Source organism: Longimicrobium sp. (genome assembly GCF_036399255.1).
GTDB lineage: Bacteria > Gemmatimonadota > Gemmatimonadetes > Longimicrobiales > Longimicrobiaceae > Longimicrobium.
In genome coordinates, this window is record NZ_DASWNM010000016.1 from 209,684 (window position 1) to 233,833 (window position 24,150).

Sequence of the window (24,150 nt, forward strand, 5' to 3'; positions counted from 1 at the left end):
TCTGTCTGACTCTGTTCCTCTGTACCCATGAAGGTGTTGTTTTCCCGGATTCGGTATGACACTGTCCGCCGAACCCGTATCAGCGCGCTTTCTCAGGCGGAGCCGGGGCGGATCACGCCGCGGCCCCGCAGCACGCGGTACAGCACGTCCGCGGCGAGCACGTACACGTATCCCACGCCGACGGCGGCAAGGCTCAGGACCATCACCATCGGCAGGGCGCCGGAGCCGCCGCCGGCGATGGCCAGCAGCAGCCAGAAGCCGGCGAACGGAAGCAGAAAGAGCAGCGGCGCCAGCCACGCCGCGCGCTGCACCTCGCCCGGCGCGCGGTCGCGCGTCCACGCGGCAAAGGCGGCCGCGAAGGCCAGGTACGGCACCAGCCCGGCCACCGCGGAGCCCACCAGCACCTGCCCGATCAGGTCGAACGGGTCCCGCTCCACGCGCAGCAGCGGAACGCCCAGGACGGGCACCACCACCGGCGCCGCGAGCACCCAGCGGACAAAGGAACGCGTCGTCATCATCCCGCACCTCCTCGGACGTTGGCTCCCGGACACGGACCGCCACCCATCGCCGCAGGATTCGCGCTCGCGTCAGCCCTGGTCCGACGTGGCGCCGGGGGAGGGGTCGCAGGCGTCCAGCGGATTGGCGCGTCCGCGGCGGCGGGCGCGAAAAAAGGCGCGCAGCGTCTCGCCCGCCTCGTCGGCCAGCACGCCGGTGGTGAGCTGCACGCGGTGGTTGAGCCGCGGGTGCTGCACCAGGTTGGCCAGCGAGCCGCTCATCCCCGCCTTGGGATCGTGCGCCGCGAACACCAGCCGGGGGACGCGCGCCAGCACGATGGCGCCGGAGCACATGGCGCACGGCTCCAGCGTGACGTACAGGGTGCAGTCGAGCAGCCGCCACTCGCCCAGTGCCTGCGCGGCGCGGCGGATGGCCACCATCTCGGCGTGGGCGCTGGGGTCCTGCAGCGTGTGCGTGAGGTTGTGGCCCAGCGCCACCTGCTGGCCGCCGCGCACGATCACCGCCCCCACGGGCACCTCGCCCAGCGCGGCGGCGGCGGCGGCCTGCCGAAGCGCCACCCGCATCCACCGCTCGTCCTCCTGCCGCCGCTGCGCGTCGTGGTCCGCGGCCACACCGGCGCGGTCAACGGAAAAGGGACCCAGGCAGCGCGCCGGGGTCCCCGTCATGTCGTCCGAAACCGTCACGTCAGTGCGCGCCGGTGACGATGGCCTCCGTGTGCGCCCGGGTCAGCCGCCGGTGAATGCCCGTCACCCGGCCCAGGATCGCGAAGTCGTTGTGCTCGTGCACCAGGATGGGCGCGTAGCTCGTGTTCGCCGGCTCCAGCACCACCTGGCCGCCGTTGGCGAAGTAGCGCTTGACCGTGGCGTCGCCGTCGATCCGCGCGGCCACCACGTCACCGTTCTGGATGTCGCCCTCGTCCGCCGGCTCCACGATGACGTAGTCGCCGGGAAGAATGCCCATCGCCTGCATGCTGTCGCCCTTGACCTCGAGCATGAAGGCGTCGCTGCTGCCCACCAGCTTGCGGTCGAGCTCGAACTCGGCGGTGACGTCCTCGCGCAGCAGCGCGGGGATGCCGGCGGCGATGCGGCCGTACACGGGAACGTTCAGCGCGCCGGGCGCCAGGTTCATCCCCAGGATCTTCACCCCGCGCGACCGGCTGGCGTCGCGCTCGATGAACCCCTTGTCCGCCAGCGACTGCAGGTGCTCCGAGACCGTCTTGGTGCTCTTGATCCCGAAACGTTTGCCGATCTCGCGAATGCTCGGCTGGTACGTGTTCTCCTTGAGGTAGTCCACAAGGTAGTTCAGGATCCTGCGCTCGATCTTGGAAAGCGCCTCAGGCATGGCTGCCTCCGCGGTGGACGAGGGTTACTGCCTCCTCGGTGATTTGACGGTAAATCGGGAATCCGTTTGCTGCAGAGGCCGCGCGCGGGAACGACAAGCGGGAGCCACAGATTGCTGCGCACCCCCGCACATCCGCCCAAGTCGTTTCCCCACCACCCCATGCGGTCCGCGGCGGCCAGCGTAAACAGGCAGCGCCTGTTTACGCGCTATCTGGCCTCGTCGCGCAACTTAGGCGCCGCCCCGGCCGAAGTCAACATTTGTGTACGGGAACGGACTACACGCCCGTCCCCGCGGCCAGCCGCTCGCGGGCCCGGTCGATCCTGCGCAGGGCGCCCTCGCGGCCCAGCAGGTAGACCACGTGGTCGATTCCCGGGCTCGCGGACGAGCCGGTGAGCGCCACGCGCAGCGGCTGCGCCACCTTGCCGAAGCCCACGCCCGCCCGCTCGGCGGCGGCGCGCAGGGCGGGCTCGATGGCCTCCACCGTCCACGGCTCCAGCGCCTGCAGCGCGTCGCGCGCCACGCCCAGGCGCTCGGCCGTGGCGGGGTCCTTCCACTGCTTCGCGACGGAATCCGCGTCGTACTCCACCTCGCCGGCCAGGTACACGCGGGCCATCTTCGGGATCTCGTAGATGCCGCGGGCGCGCACCTTGAGCTGCTCCAGCAGGTGCAGCAGCCAGTCGCGGCGGGCCTCGGCCTCCGCCTCCGTGATCAGCCCCTCCTTCACCAGCAGCGGCGCGACCAGGGCGAGCAGCTCGTCCGCCGGCTTGTGCTCCAGGTAGCGGCCGTTCATCCAGAACAGCTTCTCGGTGTCGAACACCGCGCTCTTCTTGTTGATGCGCTCCAGGCTGAACGCCTGCACCAGCTCGTCCACGCCCATCACCTCGCGCTCGTCGCCGGGGTTCCACCCCAGCAGCGCCAGGAAGTTGAACAGCGCCTCGGGAAGCACGCCCAGCTGCGCGTAGTCGCCCACGGCGGTGGCGCCGTGGCGCTTGCTGAGCTTCTTGCCGTCGCCGCCCAGGATCATGGGGAGGTGGGCAAAGGCGGGGACGGGCGCGCCCAGCGCCTGGTACAGCAGGATCTGCTTGGGCGTGTTGGGGATGTGGTCGTCGCCGCGGATGACGTGCGTGATGCGCATGTCGATGTCGTCCGACACCACGGCCATGTTGTAGATGGGGGTGCCGTCGGTGCGCAGGATGATGAAGTCGTCGATGCTGGCGTTCTCGAAGCGCGTCTCGCCGTGGACGACGTCGTCCCACTGCGTCACGCCGTCAGGAACGCGAAAGCGGACGGTGTACGGCTCGCCGGCGGCGGCGCGCGCGTCGCTCTGGTCCGCCGGGATGGCGCGGCACTTCTGGTCGTAGCGGTACTCGTGCTGCAGCTGCTCGCGCTTGGCGGCCAGCTCCTCGGGGGTGCAGAAGCAGCGGTACGCCTTGCCGGCGTCCAGCAGGCGGCGGGCGTCGGCCTGGTGGCGCGCAAGGCCGTCGGCCTGGTGCACGGGGCCCTCGTCCCAGTGCAGCCCCAGCCACGTCATCCCATCCAGGATGGTGCGCGTGCTGGCGTCGGTGCTGCGCTCGCGGTCGGTGTCCTCGATGCGCAGCACGAACACGCCGCCGAGCTTGCGGGCGATGAGCCAGTTGAACAGCGCGGTGCGGGCGCCGCCCACGTGCAGGTAGCCGGTGGGGCTGGGGGCAAAGCGTACGCGGATGGGGTCGGGCATCGGGATGTCTGTCTCGTCGAAAACACGGGGTACCCCGTGCAGGTTGTCGGAATCTGCGAGGGAGAAAGTTATCCCGGACCGCAACGGCAAGCCAGTGCGCGACCCGCGGCGCCCCCTCCGGGCTCGCACCACTCGCCCACCTCCCCCAAAACTGCTGGGGGAGGTTGGGGTGGGGCCGGGGATGGTGGATCGGCGAACGGGATGGAGCGGGGAGGGCCAGTGGATTGGGAAGGATGTGGAAGCTTCGAACGGCATCGAGCTGGCGCCCGACAGGGGCCTCTCTCCCCCTGCCCCTCTCCCCCGCGGAGCGGGAGAAAGGGGAGAATTCGATCCCGCTTCGGCAAGCATCCACCCGACCACCTTCCCCAACCCGCAACGTGGCAGGCACTCGCACCTGCCCCGCAACCGCCTGTCCGCGAAGGCGGACGTCGTGTGCTTGTTGCAGCGAATTCATTCGCCTTGCCGGGCCGGAGGCAGGCTGCATTGAAGCCGCTTGTGACGTAGGTTACGTTACATGGTTTCCAGCGGGGTTCCGGCAGTCTCCGCGCATTCGTGGATCCGCATCCGTCCATCGACCGAAGAGCCGTCACGTGACCGATATCGAAACCAGAGATGGAAGCGAGCCGCGGACCGACGCCTACGCGGACCGCGAGGCGCTGGACTTCATCCGCACGATCGTGGCGGAAGACCTGCGCGCGGGAAAGTACCAGGAAATCGTCACCCGCTTTCCGCCGGAGCCCAACGGCTACCTGCACATCGGCCACGCCAAGGCCATCCTGCTGAGCTACGGCATCGCGCAGGAGACGGGCGGCCGCTTCAACCTGCGCTTCGACGACACCAATCCCGAGACGGAAGACATCAGCTACGTCGAGTCCATCGCCGACACGGTGCGGTGGCTGGGCGCGGACTTTGGCGACACGCCCCTGTTCGCGGCGGACTACTTCGAGCAGATGTACCGCTTCGCCGAGTTCCTGATCGAAAAAGGGCTGGCGTACGTGGACAGCTCCACGGACGAGGAGATTCGCGAGGCGCGCGGCACGGTGATGGAGCCGGGGCGGCCCACGGCGTACCGCGACCGTACGGCGGAGGAGAACCTGGACCTGTTCCGGCGCATGCGCGCGGGCGAGTTTCCCGACGGCGCGCACGTGCTGCGGGCCCGGATCGACCTGTCCAGCAACAACATGCTGCTGCGCGACCCGCTGCTGTACCGCATTCGCCACGCGCACCACTACCGCACGGGCGACGCGTGGTGCATCTACCCGCTGTACGACTACGCGCACCCCATCGAAGACGCCATCGAGGGGATCACGCACTCGCTCTGCTCGCTGGAGTTCGACAACAACCGCGCGGTCTACGACTGGGTCATCGACCACTGGCAGGACTTCGTCCGGGCCGAAGGCGGCACGCCGGCGCGACCGCACCAGTACGAATTCGCGCGCGGCGAGCTGGAGTACACCATCACCAGCAAGCGAAAGATGCTGGAGCTGGTGAAGGGCGGATACGTGAGCGGGTGGGACGATCCGCGCCTGCCCACCATCGCGGCGTTTCGCCGCCGCGGGGTGACGCCCGAGGCCATCCGCGGCTTCTGGGAGCGGATGGGCGTGGCCAAGTTCAACAGCCGCATCGACATCGCCAAGCTGGAGTACGCCATCCGCGACGACCTGAACACGCGGGCGCCGCGGGTGCTGGCGGTGCTGCGGCCGCTGAAGGTGACGATCACCAACTATCCCCCGGGGGAGACGGAGACGTTCGACGCGCCGCTCTGGCCGCACGACGTGCCGAAGGAAGGCTCGCGCCCCCTGCCCTTCTCCGGGACCCTCTACATCGACCGCGACGACTTCATGGAAGTGCCGTCCAGGGGCTTCCACCGGCTGTCGCCGGGCGCGGAGGTGCGGCTGCGCTACGCGTACGTCATCCGCTGCGACGAGGTGGTGAAGGACGATGCGGGCGAGATCGTGGAGCTGCGCTGCTCGTACGATCCCGCGACGCGCGGCGGGAGCACCCCCGACGGGCGGCAGGTGAAGGGGACCATCCAGTGGGTGAGCGCGGAGCACGCGGTGCCCGCGGAGGTGCGGCTGTACGACCGCCTGTTCACGGTGCCCGATCCGGACGGCGGCGAGGGCAACTTCAAGGACTACCTGAACCCCGAGTCGCTGGTGGTGGTCCAGGGCGCGCTCGTGGAGCCCAGCTTGGCCGGTGCGGAGCCCGGCAGCCGCTGGCAGTTCGAGCGCGTGGGCTACTTTTGCGCGGATCCGGTGGATTCAAAGCCGGGCGCGCTGGTGTTCAACCGCACCGTCACCCTGCGCGACGCCTGGGCCAAGGCCGCCGAAAAGGCCGCCACGCCCGTGTCGACGCCGAAAGCGGAGAAGAAGCCGAAGGCGGAGCGCGCACCCCGTTCCGAAAGCGGGCGGCCCGCGGGGGCGATGGAGATCGTGCGCTCGCCGGAGCTGGAGGCCAGGCGCGCGCGGTTCGTGGCGGAGTTGGGCCTGTCGCAGGCGGACGCCGACGTGCTGACGCGCGACGACGAGCTGGCCAGCCTGTTCGAGACCACGGTGGGGCTGGGCGCCGCGCCGAAGGCGGTGGCGAGCTGGATCGTGAACGTGGTGCTGCTTGAGGTAAAGGAGCGCGGCGTCAGCAACATCGAGTTCACGCCGGCGGAGCTGCGGGAGCTGATCGGGCTGGTGGAGGACGGCACCCTGAGCGCCGCGAGCGGCAAGGCGGTGCTGGCCGACATGGCGCGCGGCGGTGGCAGCCCGGCCGAGATCGTGGAGCGCCGCGGCCTGCGCCAGGTGAGCGACCTTGGCGCCCTTGCCCCGCTGGTGGACCAGGTGATCGCCGCCAACGCCGCAAAGGCCGACGAGTACCGCGCCGGCAAGACGGGCCTCCTCGGCTTCTTCGTTGGCCAAGTGATGCGGCAGAGCGGCGGCAACGCGAACCCCGCGCGCGTCAGCCAACTGGTGCAGGAGCGGCTGGGGGGCTGAGTTGCGGCGTCACTACGCACGGACGGAAACGGCCGGCGGTCCGCGGCGAGAATCGCCAGCGTTTTCGTTTCCGTCCGCGTGTGATTAAGTATCTGGAAGATATCCCTGATTCATCCCCCATTCCGCAATCTGCATAGCCACGAAATCCTCTAATGAGGCTTTCGCGGCAGGCACAGGGCCCGTTGTAAATCCGTAGGCCTCTCGGGAAAAGGATTCAAAATGCGGGTCTATGAGCGCTTCCACAACTTCCGCTGCTAACTCTTCGGCGGTCTGTTCTGCGTGGTAGTGAATGACCCACTGGATTTGATGTGGGGGAAGAAGGCGCGCAAGACCGATTCCTTTCGATACTGCGTACTTTATCGCAGACTTCTGAAAACCCCGCCTAGTAACGACTGTCCCTTTGGTATTAGCCGACCCAATTTGTTCAAGCTTTGCGTGGAATTCCTCGAGATCGTCAACCGGTACGGGAGATGAGTAGTCCTTGCATTCCCAAATCCAAATAATGGATGGTTTGGAGGAGCTTGGGAGCATCAATTCGATGGAGACATCAAAGATAATGTCCTTCTCCCGATCGCGTGAGTAATAGGCGGCGTGGTGGCGCACACGACACGCTGAAGCATGCCAACCGAGCAAGCCTTTATTGACGGCGCTCTGAACAGCAGCAAGCACCTCTCCCTCTAGAGTTTGACCAGTGTTCTTAGCCACTATTCCTCCCTTATGGCCACAGCCATCGCGTGAAATTTGATTGACAGTAATCCACCAGCCGTTCAGAACATATAGCCGGATCATCGCTTGGAGTTTGTTAAGGACTGAGTGAACTGAGCATCCCAACTTCCTATACCGCGCCTCTGGAATCGAAATAGCAGTTGCTGAAAAGGAAGAATATCTTCTACTGCATCACGGAATGCGTGCGCATTGAGAGAAGCGAGGACGCGCCCGACAGCACTGAACCGTGATCGGATGCTGGGATGAGTATCAGTGTCGTTCTCCGCATCATCAGCGAATTGACCGATTACTGTTAGGGCGAGCATTGATCCGATCGCCGCTTCCCAAACTCTTTGCTCGAAAACTATGTCAGACTTTTCTCTTTGACTTCCGGAACCTGTGAGAAGCAGAACAGCTAGGGCATCAGCCTGAAATTCAACAGCGTGAGATGTCTTCACGCGAATCCAGTCCTGAGCCCACTCCGGAATATTAGCCAACATCTCGCCCGCCGAATTTTCAGCGCCTGTATGCGCAAGGAGGTGATGTGCGATTTCATGAGCTAAAATGAAATAGTCTGTAAGTACCGCAGTTTTGATAGCATACTCAAGAGAGTCCGGTGATGTTGGAAGATAGTTCTCATCAAGCGCTACAACACCAGCGATCTTGCTCCAACGCACCTGCAATTCCGCGAGTTGACCAGCGTGTCGGGCCACCCGTTCCGAGAGTCGCGAAAACTCCGGAACAGGCTCTCCGTTAGATCTTCTTGCCTGAGCACGAAGTAGGTTCAAAAAATCGGCAAAGAGCGTAGAGTACTGTAAACAGGCGTCAGATAACCCGACGTTGAAGCGTATCAACTCCCCTTCATAGGAGTCGTTAAAATAGTAAGCGCCGGCAATCGGACGAAAATCCCGCTTCTTAGCGATGAACATGTTGTTCAGCCGGGGCCGAAGGCGTACCGGTGAACGATCTACAATCTTCTTGAATACGTCTTCCAATAGTGCGTCGTTACTGTGCTCCGGGACATGCCGAAAGATTGCAGCCCACTGCTCTTCAGTTGGTCGCTCGTGTTCCTCATAGTACGTTGAGTGACGTCCATCGGCTTCTAAATGGAGAGCAGCATATGACAATCCAGCCTCATCCGGAGCCAACACTGTATAATAGTACTCACGGGCATTCACGAGCCTCTCCGATATCTTGGTGTCTTCGAACGGGATCAGGCTGCGGGATTCGCGGGACCGGTGCCGTGCACGCGATCCATTTGGGTGGCCAAGTGCAGCAATTCATTGGCCTTTGCACGGGCAAGTCTTCCAACCGCAGCTTCCCAACCGGCCGGAGGGAATCGGTACGAAGAAGCGGATGAGCCGAGCCGTGCCTGCCGCATTAACCCATGGGACACACCTAACTCCCGCGCCAGATCTGCCAGCGTCACTGAGGCGATCAGCCGATCCGTCGCTTCACGAAATTGGTCGCTCATACTGTTTACAATTAGGTTGACAAAGCCAGTCTGTGTACTATATTGTAAACGGCAGGGCGAAAAAGCAAGGCTGGCCGCTCTCCCGCCAAGAAGAATCGGCCAGCCCCGAATCGCGAACCGACCCGAAGGCCGCTCGCTCGCCAACGATAGCCCTGCTGCGCGGCCAGGGTCAAGACGATTGGAGGCCACGATGACCCCTCAGCAGAACACGCAGCAGCCGGGCTACAAGGTCGCGAGGTACGGCAACAGCCGGTACTGGGCGGTGCTCGACGCGGCAGGCGAGTTGGTGTGCGTCACTGTGTACAAGCGCGGCGCGGAAGAGGTGGTGCGGCGGCTGCGCGGGTGAAAAACGAGGCGGGCAGCTCTTTGGCCTGCCCGCCTCGATGCGTGTCCGCCTGTGAGGCTAGTTGTTGTCGCCGCTGGGGAGAGGCTGCGGAGCCGCGGGGATCAGGATGCGGGCGCGGGTGGCGATGTGCTCCATCTGCGCCTCGCGCTCGCGGGCCCAGCCGGGAAGGCGGATGGCGTTCATGACGAGGATGACGACGCCGACCAGGGCCGGGATCAGCAGCACACTCAGGTCTTCGTCCAGCACCTCGGCGAACAGCAGGACGGCGAGGATCAGCCCCGCCAGCAGGCCGGCCACCCCCATCTGGATGCCCTGGGCGGCGCCGCCCTTGGTGGTGCCCAGGCGCAGGCGGTAGCCGGTTTCGGACGGCTCCACGTACGCGTGCAGGTTGCCGTTGTTCCAGGCGCGCAGGCCTCCGCTGGAGCGGTCCTTTCCGCGCGCGCCGAACGTCTCGCGCAGCTCGGCGACCAGCATGTCCCACTCGCGGTCGGTGGGCGCGCGCGGCAGGTCTACCGTGCGGGCGACGGAGACCGGGAGGCCCAAGTGGGTGCGGCGCGGTGCGGCGACGCCGCGCACCTCCAGGGCCGCGGCCGCCTCGGCAATGCGCTCGGGCTCGATGCCCACCTCGCCGCCGATCGACTGCAGCTCGGCCAGGGAGAACCCGCCCGCGGTGGCCGGGGCGCGCTCCTGGGCCGCGCGTGGGCTGGTGGCGGCCTTGAAGATCTCGGCGACTTCTGCTTCCTGGTACCGGCGCTCGTCCATCATCGCTCAACTCGGGGGGACAGGGGATCGTTGGGTGCATGATTCGCGCGCGGAACCATCCAGCGCAAGCGGCAGGGCGAATTACGCCATTCAGACGCCCGGGTTTCAGGCGCGCCATCCACCAGGAAAAGATCCAGGTTCGCCATTCCGCGGGAAAGGCTGAAACCGGGAGCAGCACCCGCCCGTAGGCGTCGGCACATCCCCATCCATCCGGCCTCGCACCGCACCACGTATGATCATGCGCATCAGACGAACACTCGGCCTTATCCCCGCCGCGCTCGCGGCCACCGTCCTCACCGCGGCAATGGCGCCATCCGCCATCGCCCAGACGACGACAGCCGCGACATCGAGCTTCCCGTCTGACGCGGACCTGCAGGAGATGCTGGACTACCTGGTGGAGGACGGGGCTACGCCGGGGATCGTGCTGGGGATCCTGGAGCCGGACGGCAGCACGCGCATCCTGCACGCCGGGTCCGCGGGCGAGGGCGCGCGGCCGCTGGGGCGGCAGACGGTGTTCGAGATCGGCTCCATCAACAAGACGTTCACGGGCACCATCCTGGCCGACATGGTGGCACGCGGCGAGGTAAAGCTGGACGATCCCGTGCAGCAGTACCTCCCCGACAGCGTGCGCGTCCCCACGCGCAACGGGCGCCAGATCACCCTGCTTGACCTGGCCACGCACCGCTCCGGCCTGCCCCGCATGCCGGACAACTTCGTCCCCGCCGACACCGGCAATCCCTACCGGGAGTACAGCGTCGCGACCGTATACCAGTTCCTGAACAACCACCAGCTGCGGCGCGACATCGGGGCGGAGTTCGAGTACAGCAACCTGGGCGTGGGGCTGCTGGGGATCGCCCTGGGGCGCGCGGCGGACAGCAGCATCAAGGACCTCATCCGCGAGCGCATCCTGGAGCCGCTGGGAATGCGGATGACCCGCTACGAGCGCGAGGGCGAGATGGCGGCGTGGCTGGCCCCGGGACGGGGGCAAGGCGGCCGTCCGGCGCCGTACTGGGACGCCAGCGAGGGCATCGCGGGCGCGGGCGGGCTGCGCTCCAACATCGACGACATGCTGCTGTACCTGCGCGCGCAGCTCACCCCGCCGGACAACGGCGTGGGGCGCGCCATCCGCGCCGCGCAGCAGGAGCGGCACCGCTTTGCGACAGGCGAGGCGTTCGGCCTGAACTGGGGGATCCGCACGCCCCAGGGCCGCACCATCCTCACCCATGGCGGCGGCACGGGCGGGTTCAACACCATGATCGCGTTCGATCCCGCGCGGCGCACGGGCTTCGTGATGCTGACCAACACGGGAGGGTTCGAGGACGACCTCGCGATGGACTTCCTGGTCCGCGGCGCACCGGCGGCCCGCCCCGAGGTGCGGGTCGCGCGCGAGGTGCTGGCGCGCTACGCGGGCGAGTACGACCTGGGCACCCCCCGCCCCGCCTTCGTGCGGCTGGAGGATGACGGCGCGATGACGCTGCGGGTGGGAGGCAACGTACGCTTCCGGATGTTCGCGGATTCGGACTCGACGTTCTTCCTGAAGCGCGCGCCGTGGCGGGTGCGGTTCACCCGCGACGCGGGCGGGGCGGTGACGGGGATGGTCCTGGACGCGGATGGGCAGGAGCGCCCCGGCCGCCGCGTGGGCGACCGCGCCCCGTCCCCGCGCGACGAGGCCGCGGCGATCCGCGACCTGCCGCTGACGGCCGAGGAGATGGCGCGGTACGAGGGCGGCTACACCTTCCGGATGGGCGAGCGGGCGCTGGAGGTGCGCATCTACGTCGAGGAGGGCCGGCTGATGGCGCAGCCCGGCCCGCAGCGGCCCACCCGGCTTCGCGCCCAGGGCGGCCACGCGTTCATCCCCGAGGCCGACGACGAGATCCGCCTGGTCTTCACCGTCGAAGGCGGCCGCGTGACGGGCGCCACCCTGCACCAGTCCGGCCGCCAGCTCCAGGGCACACGCAACCCGTAGGCACGCGGCGGACGGGCGGACCGGCATCCGTCCCGCCAAACGAGATCGGCCGGCGACCCGCACACGGATCGCCGGCCGATTCGTTCTACGGGATCATCCCTCCGACACGCGCAGGATGACCTTGCCGGTGCCGTGGCCGCTGTCCAGGCGCTCATGGGCGCGGCGCACGTCTTCCAGCGGCATGGTCTCGCCGATCAGGGGGCGGCAGCGGCCCTGGTCGATGACGGCGGCCATCTCGCGCAGCCGCTCGGCCTCGCGCATCACGAAGATGCCGTGCAGCGTCTGGTTCCGGCTCGAAAGGCCGCCCAGCGTGCCCTCGGGCGTAAGGATGCACGCCAGCCGGCCGAACGGGCGCGTGGCGGGGATGCTGCGCTTGACCAGGTCGCCGCCCACGGTGTCGAACACCGCGTCCACGCCGCGCCCGCCGGACTCGCGCAGGGCCACCTCGGCGAAGTCCTCCGCGCCGTAGTCGATGGGGACGTCGGCGCCCAGCTCGCGCAGCACGTCCTGGTTGCGGGCGCTGGCGGTGGCCAGCACGCGCGCACCCGCGGCCTTCGCGAACTGCACCGCGAACGAGCCCACGCCGCCCGCGCCGCCGTGGATGAGCACCGTCTCGCCCGGGCGCACGTTCAGGCGGCGGACGATGGCCTCCCACGCCGTTCCGCCCGCCAGCGGCACCGCGGCCGCCTGCTCGTGCGACAGGGTGCGCGGCTTGTGGGCGACGATGCGCGCGGGGACGGCGTTGTACTCGGCGTAGGTGCCCAGCGGGTTGCCGAAGATCTCGTCCATGTAGTACACCTCGTCGCCGGGCGCAAAGCCCGTGGCGCCGGGGCCCACCTCCTCCACCACGCCCGACGCGTCGTAGCCCACCACCAGCGGCGGCGTGAGCCCCGCCCAGCCGGCGTTCTGGCGCAGCTTGGCGTCCACGGGGTTGGTCCCCGCGCAGATCACCCGCACCAGCACCTCGCCCGGCCCGGGCGCGGGCCGGTCGATCTCCTTCAGCTCCAGCACCTCCGGCCCGCCGAACCGCTCCAGCACGATCGCTCGCATCCCGTGTCTCCTCTTCGCGTTGGTGAGCGTCGGCGGGCGGCGAGAAGCATGCCGGGTGGAGCGCAGCCGGAAACAGGGCTCGCGTCTGACGGTGTGAGCAAGCTCGGGGGGTTTGGGATGGGAAAGAAAGCGGCCGGCGGTCCATGGTGGATCGCCGGCCGTTTTTGGGTCCGCAGAGGCGCCGTGGTGCTACACCGCGCAGCCGGGGACGCTTACGCAGGTGCCGTAGTCGCAGGTGTAGCCGCCTTGGGCGGTGCAGTCGTACTGCTGCGTCTGGCAGGAGCGCACCAGCGTGTCCGCCATCTCGCCGCGCACGGTGCCGCGCAGGCGCGGCTCCAGGTCGTCCGCGGGCTCGAAGGTTTCCACCTGAAGCGTGTCGATCCGGAGCCGGGTCTTCTTCATCGTTGCCTCCACGAACGGCGTTGCGAGCGCACGGACGGCCACCCGTGGCGTCCGTCGAGGCATGCGGGTGCAATCACCCGGCAAACCTCCACCCCTACAGTAGCATCCTCCTATTTCGTCGTCAAAGGAAACGCGACCGGGCTCCCGCCGATCTTCGAAAGCAGCCGGCGCGGACGTCCCCGCGCTGGCTGCTTCGCCGCACAGGGGCTCGGCAGGCCTGGACGCTCCTCATCCCCCCGACGCGTAGCCTACGGCGTGGTCGCGATGCGCCACTGCTGGCAGGCGGCGCCGGTGTAGGCGCGGACGATGACGTCGGCGGCGCCGGCGGTGGAGCAGCCGGCCACGTCGAGCGCCTTGCCACTGTTGCGGGCGGTGATGCGGTAGTAGTCGCCGCCCACGTCCACCACGTCCCACTGCTGGCAGGCCAGGCCGCTGTAGGGCCAGGTGATCACGTCCGCGCCCTCGGCCGTGGAGCACCCGCCCACGTCCAGCGCCTTGCCGCTGTGCGCGGCGGTGATCTTGTAGAAGCCGTCCGCCAGCCGCTCCAGGTTCCACTGCTGGCAGGTGGCGCCCCAGTACGGCCAGGTGATGGCGTCCGCGCCGTCCGCCGTGGAGCAGTCGGCCACGTCCAGCGCCTGCCCGCTGTGCCGGGCCAGCAGCCTGTACCGGCCGTTGGGCACCACCTGCGCGGCCTGCCGTACGGTCCACTGCTGGCAGGCGGCGCCCGTGTACGACCGGACGATGACGTCGGCGCCGTCCGCCGTGCTGCACCCCGCCACGTCCAGCGCCCGGCCGCTGTGCTTGGCCAGCAGCTTGAAGGTGTCGTGGCCGGTCTTTACCACCTGCCACTGCTGGCAGGCGGCGCCGGAGTACGGCCACACGATGACGTCCGCGCCGTCCGCGGTGGAGCAGCCGCCCACGTCCAGCGCCTTGCCGCTGTTGGCGGCGGTGATCCTGTAGTGGCCGTCCGCCAGCCGCGCGAAGTCCCACTGCTGGCAGGTGGCGCCCGAGTACGGCCAGCTGATCACGTCGGCGCCGTCGGCCGTGGAGCAGCCGCCCACGTCCAGCGCCTTGCCGCTGTGCGTGGCGAACAGCTTGTACCGCCCGTTGGGCACGGCGCCGGTCATGGTGACGCGCTGGATCACGCCGCCGCTGTACGTAAGCCGGTCGATGGCGGTGGCGCGCCGCTTTGCGTTGAACTCGGTACCGTCCTCGTAGCGGTGGTAGACGACGTACCAGTCGTCCGAGCCCGGCCGCTGCAGCACCGCGTGGTGGCCGGGGCCGGTGAAATTGGCGTCCTTTGACAGGATCTGCGCCTGGTACGTCCAGGGGCCCACGGGCGACGTGCTGGTGGCGTAGCGGACGTTGTAGTCCGGGGTGTTCCATCCCCCGTTGCTGTAGCTCAGGTAGTAGATGCCGTTGCGCTTGTGGACGAACGGCCCCTCGGTAAAGTACCGCGGCTTCTGCACCATGCGGGCACCGCTCAGCGAAACCATGTCGGGGTTCAGGCGGTGGATGGCCATGTTGCCGTTCCCCGCCGATCCGCCGTAGTACAGGTACGCCTGCCCGTCGCCGTCGATGAACACCATGGGGTCGATGGCCTCCAGCGGCACCGCCGCGTCGCTGCTCACCAGCGGCCGTCCGATGTCGGTGAACGGCCCGCGCGGCGACGTGCCCACCGCCACGCCGATCTTGCTGTCGGGGTGCGGCCCGTTGGCCGAGTAGTAGAAGTAGTACTGGCCGTTGCGGTAGGCGATGGCCGGCGCCCAGCCGTTCCAGTCGGTCCAGCTTACCCCCGGGCCCAGGTCCAGCACCACGCCCTCGTCCACCCAGCTCACCAGGTCGGTGGATGACCAGGCGTGGAACCGCTGCCCGCCCTCGGACGTGGGATAGATCCAGTACTTCCCCTCCAGGAACGCCACGTGGGGATCGGGCGCGTCCGGGCCCAGGATGGGATTGCGGTAGCTGGCCGCGACGCTCCGGGCGGGCGGCGCGTCCGGCGGCAGAATGCCGGGCGCGGGGCCGCTGACCTCGTCGCATCCCAGGTGAAGCACGCCCAGCGCAACGGCGATGAGCAGCGCGCGGATCCGCGTACCGGGCATGGGCTTTCTCCGTGGAGGCGAGTACCGTCAGATGGAGACCGGGTGGATTCCTGCCAGTATACGCCAGACTGTGATGGCGGGCAAACACAGGGGAAAGCGGATGAAGCCGGTGCGAGACGGTGGTCGTGCGGGTGCCTGCTGATAATCCCGATCCGCAAAAAGACCGCGTCCTGATGATCACCTGTCGGCGTGATTGACTTCCTGAGGGAGGCGCCGCCCCGTAACTCGCCTGTACACTGCACCCTGGCGCCGACCGAAGGACCTCGCCAGCAGAACGACGGGGCTGGTCCCGTGCCCTGATCTGGCCCCTGCGCCGCCGAGACGAGGTCCTTCGGTCGCGCGCAATCTGTAGTGTGATTTCTGGTTAGACGTGATGCGCTCCCTCAGGAAGTCACCGCTTCGTTATGGATTCAAGATTTGGCAACACCCTCTGAGGCTGAGAGGGTGTTGCCAACCTCCCGGCGTGATTGACTTCCTGAGGGAGGCGCCGCCCCGTGACCCGCGTGTACACTGCACCTTCGCGCCGACCGAAGGACCTCGCCAGCAGAACGACGGGGCTGGTCCCGTGCCCTGATCTGGCCCCTGCGCCGCCGAGACGAGGTCCTTCGGTCGCGCGCAATCTGTAGCGTGACTTCTGGTTAGACGTGTGCGCTCCCTCAGAGCGTGTTTAAGAATCCGACGCTGCGCATCCAGGCAGATCTACCAGCGCTGTCATTCCGAGGCCCGGCCACGCCGTAGCCTGCTTTCACACCAGAGGTTGCAGGGCCGAGGAATCTACTTTCGGATTGCTGGAGGGCAGACGCGGTAGCCGTGCGTACTTCGCGGCTACGACACGGGCGGACAGGGCCAGTGCCGGAGCGGTGCGGCGGGGCACCAGCAGCAGACAGTAGATTTCTCAGTCGGCGCGCCGGATTCCGTGCGAGCCGATGGTACGGTGTGGCGCCTCCTTCGAAATGACATACGGGCGCGAGCGCAGGGATTCTCAAACACACTCTCAGGAAGTCAAGCGTTTGCGTCAGGAAACCCGCAAAGCTTGAACGCACTCTCAGATGACGATGACATGACCCGCCGAACTCGCGGGCCTCTCCCCCGCCCCGCCAATCCACAAGTTTCGTCCCGCCTGCCGGACTGATCCGCACCATCGACGGCCGGATCCGTCCCCGTTTGCTACCGGTGTCGCCTCGGTTCTTTCAGCTTTGGAGCAGATCCGCCAGCAGGCGGGTCGGTTCCAGAACTTTCCTCGAGGTGACTCATGCGAATCCGCAACTTCTCTCTCGTTCTCGCGGCCGCCCTGGCCGCCTGCCAGGGCAGCCCCACCGCGCCCGGACGCACCGCGCCGGCGGACGGATCCATCCTGCGCGACGGCTCCCCCGCCATCGGCACGGGCCTGCGCGACGGCAGCGACTCGGCCTCGACCAACTCGGTTTACGTGGGCGGCGGCAACCGTGACGGTGACGGCGCGGCATCCACCAGTTCCACGTTCATGGGCAGCGGCAACCGTGACGGTGACGGAGCGGCATCCACCAGCTCGGCGTACGTGGGCGGCGGCACCCGGACGGACGATGCGGTGACAGCGAGCTCAAGCTACATGGGCTCGGGCGTCCGCGTGGACGAAGGCGAAAAGGACAGCCCCATGCTGGGTGGCGGCGGCAGCGAATAACCAGTCGCGGAGGCAAGGCTCCGGCGCGGCCGGGCCTCGCCTCCGGATTCTTTCGAACGTCACCAGACACGACGACCGAGGTGAACATGAAGATCCGCATCACAATCGCGCTCGCGCTGGCCACCGCGCTGAGCGCATGCCAGGAAAGCCCGACCGTATCCGCCGACGTGCGCCCGCTGAACAGCACCTATCTCGGCGGTGGCAACCGTGACAAGCCGGACTCCGCGTCGGTAAACAGCATCTACATGGGCGGCGGAAACCGCGTGGAGGACGATGCGGCGTCGGCGAACAGCGCCTTGCTGGGCAGTGGATACCGTGTGGAGGAAGACGCGGAGCCAGCCAGCAGCGCGTTCATCGGCGGCGGCGCCCGTGAGGAGGGCGAGGAGGAAGGCGAGGACAGCCCGTACATGGGCGGCGGTGGCGGCGAGTAACCCCGCGGCGGAGGCGAGGCTGCCGGTCCGCCGGGGCCTCGCCGTCCCGGATCTTCCGAAGCGATCAACCACTGACGATTGAGGTGAACCATGAAAATCCGCATTGCACTTCCGCTGGCGCTGGCCGCGATGCTGGCCGCCTGCCAGGAGAGCCCCACGGTACCCGCCGACGTGCGCCCGCTGAACAGCACCTTCATCGGCAGCGGCAGCCGTGAGGCAACGGACTGGGCCTCGGCGAACAGCGCCTACATGGGCGGCGGACACCGCGCGGAGGAGGACGCGGCGTCGGCGAACAGCGCGTACCTGGGTGGCGGCAATCGCGACGCGCAGGACGCGGTGCAGGCGAGCAGCGGCTACGTGGGCGGCGGTTTTCGCGACCAGCCGGGCTCATCGTCGGTGAACGGAGCCCTCATGGGCAGCGGCGCCCGCGAGGAAGGCAAAGAAGAAGACGACAGCCCGCTCATGGGCGGCGGCGGCGGCGAGTAGCCTGCCACCGGGACGAGGCCGCGCCAGCCGGCAGGCCTCGCCACCCGGAATGTTACGAGGAGCCATCAACCACGAGGTGAACCATGAAAATCCGCATTGCACTTCCGCTGGCGCTGGCCGCGATGCTGGCCGCCTGCCAGGAGAGCCCCACGGTACCCGCCGACGTGCGCCCGCTGAACAGCACCTACCTTGGCACCGGCACCCGTGAGGCGACGGACTCGGCGTCGTCGAACAGCACCCTGATGGGCGGCGGTACCCGCCAGGGCGCGGAAGACGGCGGGGACGGCGCCCGCAGCCCCTTCCTGGGCGGCACCGGCGGCTGATCCCAACCGGCGCGCGGCGGCGGAGCGGGACGCGCTTCCGCCAATCGCCCGCCGGCCGATCCAGCGGCTTCACAGACCGTACGCGGACGGCCCGCGATCCATGGTGGATCGCGGGCCGTCGCGTGCGTGCCGGGTGCGCGGCGTGGCGACCGGCTACTGCGGCTGCACGAAGGCCGGGTCCATCCACATCACCTCCCAGATGTGGCCGTCGGGATCCTGAAAGCTCCATCCGTACATGAAGCCGTGGTCCTGCGGATCGTTGGCCGGCGAGCCGCCCGCCGCGAGCGCCGCGTTCACCATTGCGTCCACCGCCTCGCGGCTCTCCGCCGACAGCGCCACCAGCACCTCGGTGTGCGTGGTGGAATCCACGATCTGCTTCTTCGTGAAGTCCTTGAAGCGGTCGTGAACCAGCAGCATCACGTACGCGTGGTCACTGATGACCATGCAGGTGGCGCTCTCGTCGGTGAACTGCGCGTTGAACCGGAACCCCAGCTTCGTAAAGAAATCAACGGACCGGTCGAGATCCTTCACGGCCAGGTTGACGAAGATGCTGCGCGACGTGCCGGCTGCCATGGCTGCTCCGCGGGATGGTGGATGGAACGGGTTCCGGATGGGATCGGTGCCCTGCGACATGTCGGGCACATCGCCGCGAAAGTGGCCGCCGCCGCTCGCGCTGGCAAGGCTGCGGCGGAAGCAGCCATCACCTGCGCGCGCCGCCGGCAATCCATTACGGAACGTTTTTAGCGGCGGATGCGGGGACTCCCATCCCGCGGTCTCCCCCGATCCCGAATCATCCCCATGAACCGCACGTTCCTCGGCCGCTGCCTTGTCGCTGGCGCGGGAATCACGCTGGCGCTCGCCGCCGCGTGCCACGATGCGCCCTCCGTCGTAACGCCCGGGCGCGAAGCCGCCGCCGCTCCCGAGGGACCGTCGCGCGTGATGGCGGCGGCCACGCAGGGCGCGGTACGCATGGAGGCGCACTTCACCGACATGCGCGGCGGCGCCACGCAGGACATGAGCATCCTGAACCACGTCATCTACCTGATCGACAGCGCGCCGGCGGGGTCCACCATCCGCACCGCCGTGCACAACATCAGCGCCAACGTGGTGCAGGCGGCGCTGCAGCGGGCCAAGGACCGCGGCGTGGTCATCTACGTCGTGATGAGCGGCAACCACCACCCGGGCGACCCGGCGGACGACGGTGACACCTCGCCCGAGGACCTGCAGGCGTACCTGGACGGCGGATCGGGCGCGCGGTTTCGCTGGTGCGTGAACGGCGGCAGCTACACGGGCGGGGGATGGGACGGATGCATCGCGCGGCACGCCAGCGCCATCATGCACTCCAAGCTGTTCCTGTTCAGCCGCACCAGGGACGCGACCGGCGCCGTGCGCGACTGGGTGAGCTGGTTCGGATCCGCCAACCTGACGTACGCCACAGGCGCCAACACGTACAACAACACCGTCACCGTCTACGGCGACAAGACGCTGTACGACAACTTCGTCAACAAGTACTGGGCGCCGCTCTGGGCCAAGACCAGCTACACCAACAACGACTTCTACGATTCGGGGACCGGGCGCGGATACTTTGGCGGCAGCAGCTTCAACCTGCAGGTGTACGCCTCGCCCGAGCAGCAGACGGACCTGGTGTACAACCGCCTCACCTACGTGGAGCCCGACACGGCGTGCGCCATTCGCGTGGCCGAGAACATGTTCAACGACACGCGCAACAACGTGGCGGAGCTTCTCGTCGCCAAGAAGCGGGCGGGGTGCTGGGTTTCCGTGGCGGTGGGATCGATCGGCGCGCAGCCGCTGGCCACACTGCGCAGCGCGGGGATCGCCGTGCGGCGCATCAACACGCACGACAAGTTCATCCTGGTCAAGGGGCGGTACGCGGGATCGGCCGATACGCGGCGCATCGTGTTCACCGGCTCGCACAACCTGTCGCACTCCGCCAACTACCTCAACGACGAGCTGTTCGTAAAGCTCGAGGACGACACCATCTACGCCTCGTTCCGCTACAGCTGGGAGCGGATGACGGAGGACGAGGACGTGTACGTCTATCCCTGAAAAAGACCGGCCTCACGCGGAGACGCGGAGAGAAGAATGGGCGAAGGGTTTTCTCTCCCATCCCTTTCTCCTCCGCGTCTCTGCGTGAGTCATTTCTGTGGATGGATCCAGCGCGGCAGCCAGTCGGCGCCGGGGGCGCGTACGGTGGCAGGGAGGCGATCACGAATGCTTTGCGAATGACCGTCGCGCAGCGGCTTCCGGCTATCGGCTTAGATGCTTGACCAATCAAGCATTCTGATCTATCCTCGATTGAGCCGGACGATCACGCGAACGGAGGAACGCCTTGGCCGCCCATCCGGACCCGCCCGCCGCGGGTCAGGCCGTCGTCGCCATCCTGCGCGCGGCCGACACGGTGCGGCGGCGGATGAGCGACGCGCTGGAGCCGCACGGGATCACGGGGCAGCAGTACAACGTCCTGCGCATCCTTCGCGGCGCGCATCCGGAGCCGCTGCCCACGCTGGAGATCGGGGAGCGGATGATGGAGCGCAATCCCGGCGTCACGCGGCTGCTGGACCGCCTGGAGCAGAAGGGCCTGGTGGATCGCGAGCGCGGCGAGCGCGACCGCCGGCAGGTGCGCCGCACCATCACGCCGCGCGGCCTGGCGCTGCTGGCGGCGCTGGACGACGTGATCCGCGCCGCGAACGAATCCCTGTTCGCCGGCATGGACGAGGCCTCCGTCCGCGAGCTCAGCCGACTGCTGCAACCGCTCGCGCGCAATTGAGACAGTGCCGGAAAAACCGTTGCGAGGAGTGACTTCCTGAGGGGCGCCGGCTCCCTCAGAGGGTGTTGCCAAACCTTTCAGCGTGATTGACTTCCTGAGGGAGGCGCCGCTCCGTAACTCGTTTGTACACTGCACCCTGGCGCCGACCGAAGGACCTCGCCAGCAGAACGACGGGGCGGGTCCCGTGCCCTGATCTGGCCCCTGCGCCATCGAGACGAGGTCCTTCGGTCGCGCGCAACCGGTTGTGTGGAATCGGGCTACACGTGGTGCACTCCCTCAGGAAGTCATCGCTTCTTTGTGAGTTTGGGGGTTTGGCAACACCCTCTCAGGGAGGCGCCGGCTCCCTCGGGAAGTCACTGCCGCGCGCTCGATACTGTCATTCCGAGGGAGCGCACGCACGGCGCTTTGCCAAACCACGGAACCCGGCGCGCGACCGAGGAATCTACTCTCCGTTTCCTCGTGATCTGCCGCGACGCCCCGGACTGGCCCTGTCTGGCCGTCTCGCCGCCGCAGCGATGGTGCGGGCTTCCGCGTCCGGCCTCGAGCAGGCGGAGAGTAGATTCCTCGGCCCTGCGACCCGCGGGGCATTCGTCCGGCGGCAGCGTGGCCGGGCCTCGGAATGACAGACCTGAGTCCGGTCGAAAAAGTCCGGAGCGGCGGCGGATGCCTCGGATTTGGGGGTCCTCCGCGGTATTCCCACGTCGAGATCGTGCGTCTGAGCGCATCCTCCGAAGTCGACTTCTCCACACCTATGTGGATCAAGGGCATGGGCGACTTCTTGGACCGGACTCAGACCTGAGTCCGGTCTAAAAAGTCCGGAGCGGCGGCGGATGCCGCGGATTTGGGGGTCCTCCTCAGTATCCCCACGTCGAGATCGTGCGTCTGAGCGCATCCTCCGAAGTCGACTTCTCCACACCTGTGTGGATCAAGCGGCATGGACGACTTCTTGGACCGGACTCAGACCTGTTTCAGCCAGCAGGATGCGGAGCGCGGCTGGAATCAGGAAGTCAGACTCGGCGTTACGGAGTGACCCGTTGCTTGATCCATCAACCATCAACGACGAGAGACGGATGACCTCGTTCGATCTGGACGCATACCTGCGCCGCATCGGCTACCACGGGGAGCGCGCGCCGACGCTCCAGACGCTGCGCGAAATTCACCGGCTGCATCCGCAGTCCATCCCCTTCGAGAACCTGGACCCGCTGCTGCGCCGGCCCGTGCCGCTGGACGCAGAGTCGCTGCAGCAGAAGCTGGTGCGGGGCGGCCGCGGCGGATGGTGCTTCGAGCAGAACCACGTGCTGCGCGCCGCGCTGGACGCGCTGGGCTTTCGCACCACCGGGCTGGCGGCGCGCGTGCGCTGGAACGTGCCGGACGGGCTGGTCACTGCGCGCGGCCACATGCTGCTGCTGGTGGAGGCGGAGGGCGAGCGCTACGTGGCGGACGTGGGCTTTGGCGGGCTTACCCTTACCGCGCCGCTGCGGCTGGTCGCGGACGTGGAGCAGCCCACGCCGCACGAGACCTTTCGGCTGGCGGCGGACGGCGACCGCGCGTTCGTGATGCAGGCGCGCATCGGCGGCGAGTGGAAGCCGCTGTACCGCTTCGACCTGCAGGAGCAGCACCTGCCGGACTACGAGGTGAGCAGCTGGTACCTCTCCACCCATCCTCGCTCGCACTTTCTCGCCGGGCTCATCGCGGCGCGCGTGGAGCCGGACCGCCGCTACGCGCTGCACAACGCGTCGCTGGCCGTGCACCACCTGGGCGGCGATACGGAGCGCACCGTGCTGGGGAGCGCCGCCGAGCTGCGCGGCGTGCTGGGCGACACCTTCGGCATCACGCTGCCGGACGGGGCCGAGGTGGATGCGGCGCTGGAACGGCTGACGGCGGCGGCGTAAGGCGGTTGCTTGCGGCGGGCCCGGGGGATGTGAATACTGTACGCTCCTTCGCCCCACAGCCTACCGCCCCACCCGGAGCGCCGATCCCATGCTGATTCCCCGCTACTGGTCCCGCGCAGAGTCCCAGGCGACCACGCCGGCCGGCAAGTTCGTGCGGTTTCACGTGTGGCGCGGGTCGCGCAGCAGCCCCGCCGAGGCGCAGTCGCTGGCGGACGAGGCGGTGGGGCGCATCGCGGAGCGCATCCGCGCCGGCGCGGGCTTTCCCGAGCGGTACGCGTACGGCGACCGCCCGCTGCGCGAAGAGGTGGTGGGCGAGTTTCCCGGCGCCGCCCCGGCGGACGCGCCCGAGGCCGCCCTCACCCGCAACGCGTACGGCGCCGTGGTGCTGAACGCGGCGCGCGTCTTCTTCATCGACGTGGACGTGGAGCGCGCGGACACGCCGCAGCCGCCGGGCTCGTCATCGTCCCCCTCCGCGCTGCCGGCGGACCCGATGGCGGCGGCGCGGGAGTTGGTGGATGCGCTGCCGCTCCCCGGCGGCGTAAAGTCGCTCCTGGGCGGGTTCTTCGGATCGAAGCCGGCGAGGCCCGCGGCCCCGCCCCCTCCGCCGCCCGCGCCCGCCGACCCCGCGTCCGCGGCGATGGACCGGCTGCGGCGGTGGATGGGGTCGCATTCCGACTGGCGTGTGCGCGTCTACCGCACGCATTCCGGGCTGCGCTACCTGGTGACGCACGCGCTGTTCGCGCCCACGGACCCGCAGGCGCAGGAGGCCATGGCCGCGCTTGGCGCCGATCCGCAGTACATCAGGCTGTGCCAGGTGCAGAAGAGCTTTCGCGCGCGGCTCACGCCCAAGCCCTGGCGCATCGGGATGGAGAACCCGCCGGTGGGCTTTCCGTACGAGAGCGCGGGCGATGAGGCGCAGATGCGCGCGTGGGAGGGGCGCTACGAGGCGGCGTCGCAGGGCCGCGCCACCTGCCGCTTCGTGGAGGAGATGGGGGGCGGCGCGGAGCACCCGCAGGTCACGCCCCTGCGCACCCTGCACGACGAGCGCACCCGCGCCACCTCGGGCCTTCCGCTGGCGTAGTACGGGAGCCGACCGAAGAATCCGCCGGATGGGCGCGCGATCCCGTCGGCTACGGCTGGGTTCGGCGCGAGGGGCCGCGCGTTTCCGACGGAGATTCTTCGGTCGCGCCAACGGGTTCCGCGGCGTT

22 protein-coding genes are annotated in these 24,150 nt (G+C 68.1%); 11 read left to right on the forward strand and 11 right to left on the reverse strand.

Features of this window, described 5'->3' with window-relative positions; genetic code table 11:
* Positions 1 to 92: 92 nt before the first annotated feature.
* The 4 genes from VGC13_RS02065 to gltX form a co-directional block, all read right to left on the reverse strand.
* Positions 93 to 518: a hypothetical protein gene (locus VGC13_RS02065; protein WP_331123530.1), complete on the reverse strand. Its 426-nt coding sequence runs from the start codon at positions 516 to 518 to the stop codon at positions 93 to 95.
* A gap of 69 nt (positions 519 to 587) precedes the next feature.
* Entirely contained in the window at positions 588 to 1,199 is a 612-nt protein-coding gene (gene tadA / locus VGC13_RS02070; RefSeq protein ID WP_331123531.1) for a tRNA adenosine(34) deaminase TadA, read from the reverse strand.
* A 1-nt stretch (position 1,200) separates the two neighbouring features.
* Entirely contained in the window at positions 1,201 to 1,857 is a 657-nt protein-coding gene (gene lexA, locus VGC13_RS02075) for a transcriptional repressor LexA (protein WP_331123532.1), read from the reverse strand.
* Positions 1,858 to 2,131: 274 nt separating this feature from the next.
* Positions 2,132 to 3,574, reverse strand: a complete 1,443-nt coding sequence (gltX, locus tag VGC13_RS02080; RefSeq protein ID WP_331123533.1) for a glutamate--tRNA ligase — start codon at positions 3,572 to 3,574, stop codon at positions 2,132 to 2,134.
* Positions 3,575 to 4,164: 590 nt separating this feature from the next.
* Between gltX and VGC13_RS02085 the strand changes: the two genes are divergently transcribed.
* Complete coding sequence (locus tag VGC13_RS02085; protein ID WP_331123534.1) at positions 4,165 to 6,555, forward strand: glutamine--tRNA ligase/YqeY domain fusion protein; 2,391 nt, start codon at positions 4,165 to 4,167, stop codon at positions 6,553 to 6,555.
* Between the two features lie 84 nt (positions 6,556 to 6,639).
* Here the strand turns inward: VGC13_RS02085 and VGC13_RS02090 are convergent, their stop codons facing one another.
* Together VGC13_RS02090 and VGC13_RS02095 are read right to left on the reverse strand one after the other, a co-directional pair.
* A complete protein-coding gene (locus tag VGC13_RS02090) occupies positions 6,640 to 7,344 on the reverse strand; it encodes a restriction endonuclease (protein ID WP_331123535.1) in 705 nt (234 codons plus the stop codon).
* The gene (locus tag VGC13_RS02095; RefSeq protein ID WP_331123536.1) at positions 7,341 to 8,438 is read right to left on the reverse strand and encodes a hypothetical protein; all 1,098 of its coding nucleotides are present in this window, start codon (positions 8,436 to 8,438) and stop codon (positions 7,341 to 7,343) included. The genes VGC13_RS02090 and VGC13_RS02095 overlap by 4 nt, the downstream gene beginning before the upstream one ends.
* A gap of 486 nt (positions 8,439 to 8,924) precedes the next feature.
* Between VGC13_RS02095 and VGC13_RS02100 the strand changes: the two genes are divergently transcribed.
* Positions 8,925 to 9,080 carry a hypothetical protein gene (locus VGC13_RS02100; protein WP_331123537.1) on the forward strand — a complete coding sequence of 52 codons (156 nt, stop codon included), beginning with the start codon at positions 8,925 to 8,927 and terminating at the stop codon, positions 9,078 to 9,080.
* 57 nt (positions 9,081 to 9,137) lie between these two features.
* On the opposite strand, the gene VGC13_RS02105 is transcribed toward VGC13_RS02100, so the two are convergent.
* A complete protein-coding gene (locus tag VGC13_RS02105; RefSeq protein ID WP_331123538.1) occupies positions 9,138 to 9,845 on the reverse strand; it encodes a hypothetical protein in 708 nt (235 codons plus the stop codon).
* Between the two features lie 235 nt (positions 9,846 to 10,080).
* On the opposite strand from VGC13_RS02105, the gene VGC13_RS02110 reads away from it, so the two are divergent.
* Positions 10,081 to 11,808 carry a serine hydrolase domain-containing protein gene (locus tag VGC13_RS02110; RefSeq protein ID WP_331123539.1) on the forward strand — a complete coding sequence of 576 codons (1,728 nt, stop codon included), beginning with the start codon at positions 10,081 to 10,083 and terminating at the stop codon, positions 11,806 to 11,808.
* 93 nt (positions 11,809 to 11,901) lie between these two features.
* Here VGC13_RS02110 and VGC13_RS02115 read toward each other — a convergent pair whose 3' ends face one another.
* The 3 genes from VGC13_RS02115 to VGC13_RS02125 all read right to left on the reverse strand — a co-directional run bounded on the left by VGC13_RS02115 (position 11,902) and on the right by VGC13_RS02125 (position 15,362).
* A complete protein-coding gene (locus tag VGC13_RS02115; RefSeq protein ID WP_331123540.1) occupies positions 11,902 to 12,858 on the reverse strand; it encodes a zinc-dependent alcohol dehydrogenase family protein in 957 nt (318 codons plus the stop codon).
* A 189-nt stretch (positions 12,859 to 13,047) separates the two neighbouring features.
* Positions 13,048 to 13,260, reverse strand: coding sequence for a hypothetical protein (locus VGC13_RS02120; protein ID WP_331123541.1), 213 nt, complete (start codon positions 13,258 to 13,260; stop codon positions 13,048 to 13,050).
* A 248-nt stretch (positions 13,261 to 13,508) separates the two neighbouring features.
* Entirely contained in the window at positions 13,509 to 15,362 is a 1,854-nt protein-coding gene (locus tag VGC13_RS02125) for an RICIN domain-containing protein (RefSeq protein ID WP_331123542.1), read from the reverse strand.
* Positions 15,363 to 16,614: 1,252 nt separating this feature from the next.
* Between VGC13_RS02125 and VGC13_RS02130 the strand changes: the two genes are divergently transcribed.
* The 4 genes from VGC13_RS02130 to VGC13_RS02145 all read left to right on the forward strand — a co-directional run bounded on the left by VGC13_RS02130 (position 16,615) and on the right by VGC13_RS02145 (position 18,262).
* Entirely contained in the window at positions 16,615 to 17,022 is a 408-nt protein-coding gene (locus VGC13_RS02130) for a hypothetical protein (protein ID WP_331123543.1), read from the forward strand.
* A gap of 86 nt (positions 17,023 to 17,108) precedes the next feature.
* Complete coding sequence (locus VGC13_RS02135; protein WP_331123544.1) at positions 17,109 to 17,453, forward strand: hypothetical protein; 345 nt, start codon at positions 17,109 to 17,111, stop codon at positions 17,451 to 17,453.
* A 90-nt stretch (positions 17,454 to 17,543) separates the two neighbouring features.
* A complete protein-coding gene (locus VGC13_RS02140; protein WP_331123545.1) occupies positions 17,544 to 17,939 on the forward strand; it encodes a hypothetical protein in 396 nt (131 codons plus the stop codon).
* An 83-nt stretch (positions 17,940 to 18,022) separates the two neighbouring features.
* Complete coding sequence (locus VGC13_RS02145; RefSeq protein WP_331123546.1) at positions 18,023 to 18,262, forward strand: hypothetical protein; 240 nt, start codon at positions 18,023 to 18,025, stop codon at positions 18,260 to 18,262.
* Between the two features lie 153 nt (positions 18,263 to 18,415).
* On the opposite strand, the gene VGC13_RS02150 is transcribed toward VGC13_RS02145, so the two are convergent.
* Complete coding sequence (locus VGC13_RS02150) at positions 18,416 to 18,835, reverse strand: VOC family protein (protein ID WP_331123547.1); 420 nt, start codon at positions 18,833 to 18,835, stop codon at positions 18,416 to 18,418.
* Between the two features lie 225 nt (positions 18,836 to 19,060).
* On the opposite strand from VGC13_RS02150, the gene VGC13_RS02155 reads away from it, so the two are divergent.
* The 4 genes from VGC13_RS02155 (at position 19,061) to VGC13_RS02170 (ending at position 24,023) form a co-directional block, all read left to right on the forward strand.
* Entirely contained in the window at positions 19,061 to 20,329 is a 1,269-nt protein-coding gene (locus VGC13_RS02155) for a phospholipase D-like domain-containing protein (RefSeq protein WP_331123548.1), read from the forward strand.
* A gap of 283 nt (positions 20,330 to 20,612) precedes the next feature.
* A complete protein-coding gene (locus VGC13_RS02160) occupies positions 20,613 to 21,050 on the forward strand; it encodes a MarR family winged helix-turn-helix transcriptional regulator (protein WP_331123549.1) in 438 nt (145 codons plus the stop codon).
* Positions 21,051 to 22,120: 1,070 nt separating this feature from the next.
* Positions 22,121 to 22,942, forward strand: coding sequence for an arylamine N-acetyltransferase (locus VGC13_RS02165; RefSeq protein WP_331123550.1), 822 nt, complete (start codon positions 22,121 to 22,123; stop codon positions 22,940 to 22,942).
* A gap of 88 nt (positions 22,943 to 23,030) precedes the next feature.
* On the forward strand, positions 23,031 to 24,023 hold the full coding sequence (locus VGC13_RS02170; RefSeq protein ID WP_331123551.1) for a hypothetical protein: 993 nt from the start codon (positions 23,031 to 23,033) through the stop codon (positions 24,021 to 24,023).
* Positions 24,024 to 24,150 lie beyond the last annotated feature (127 nt).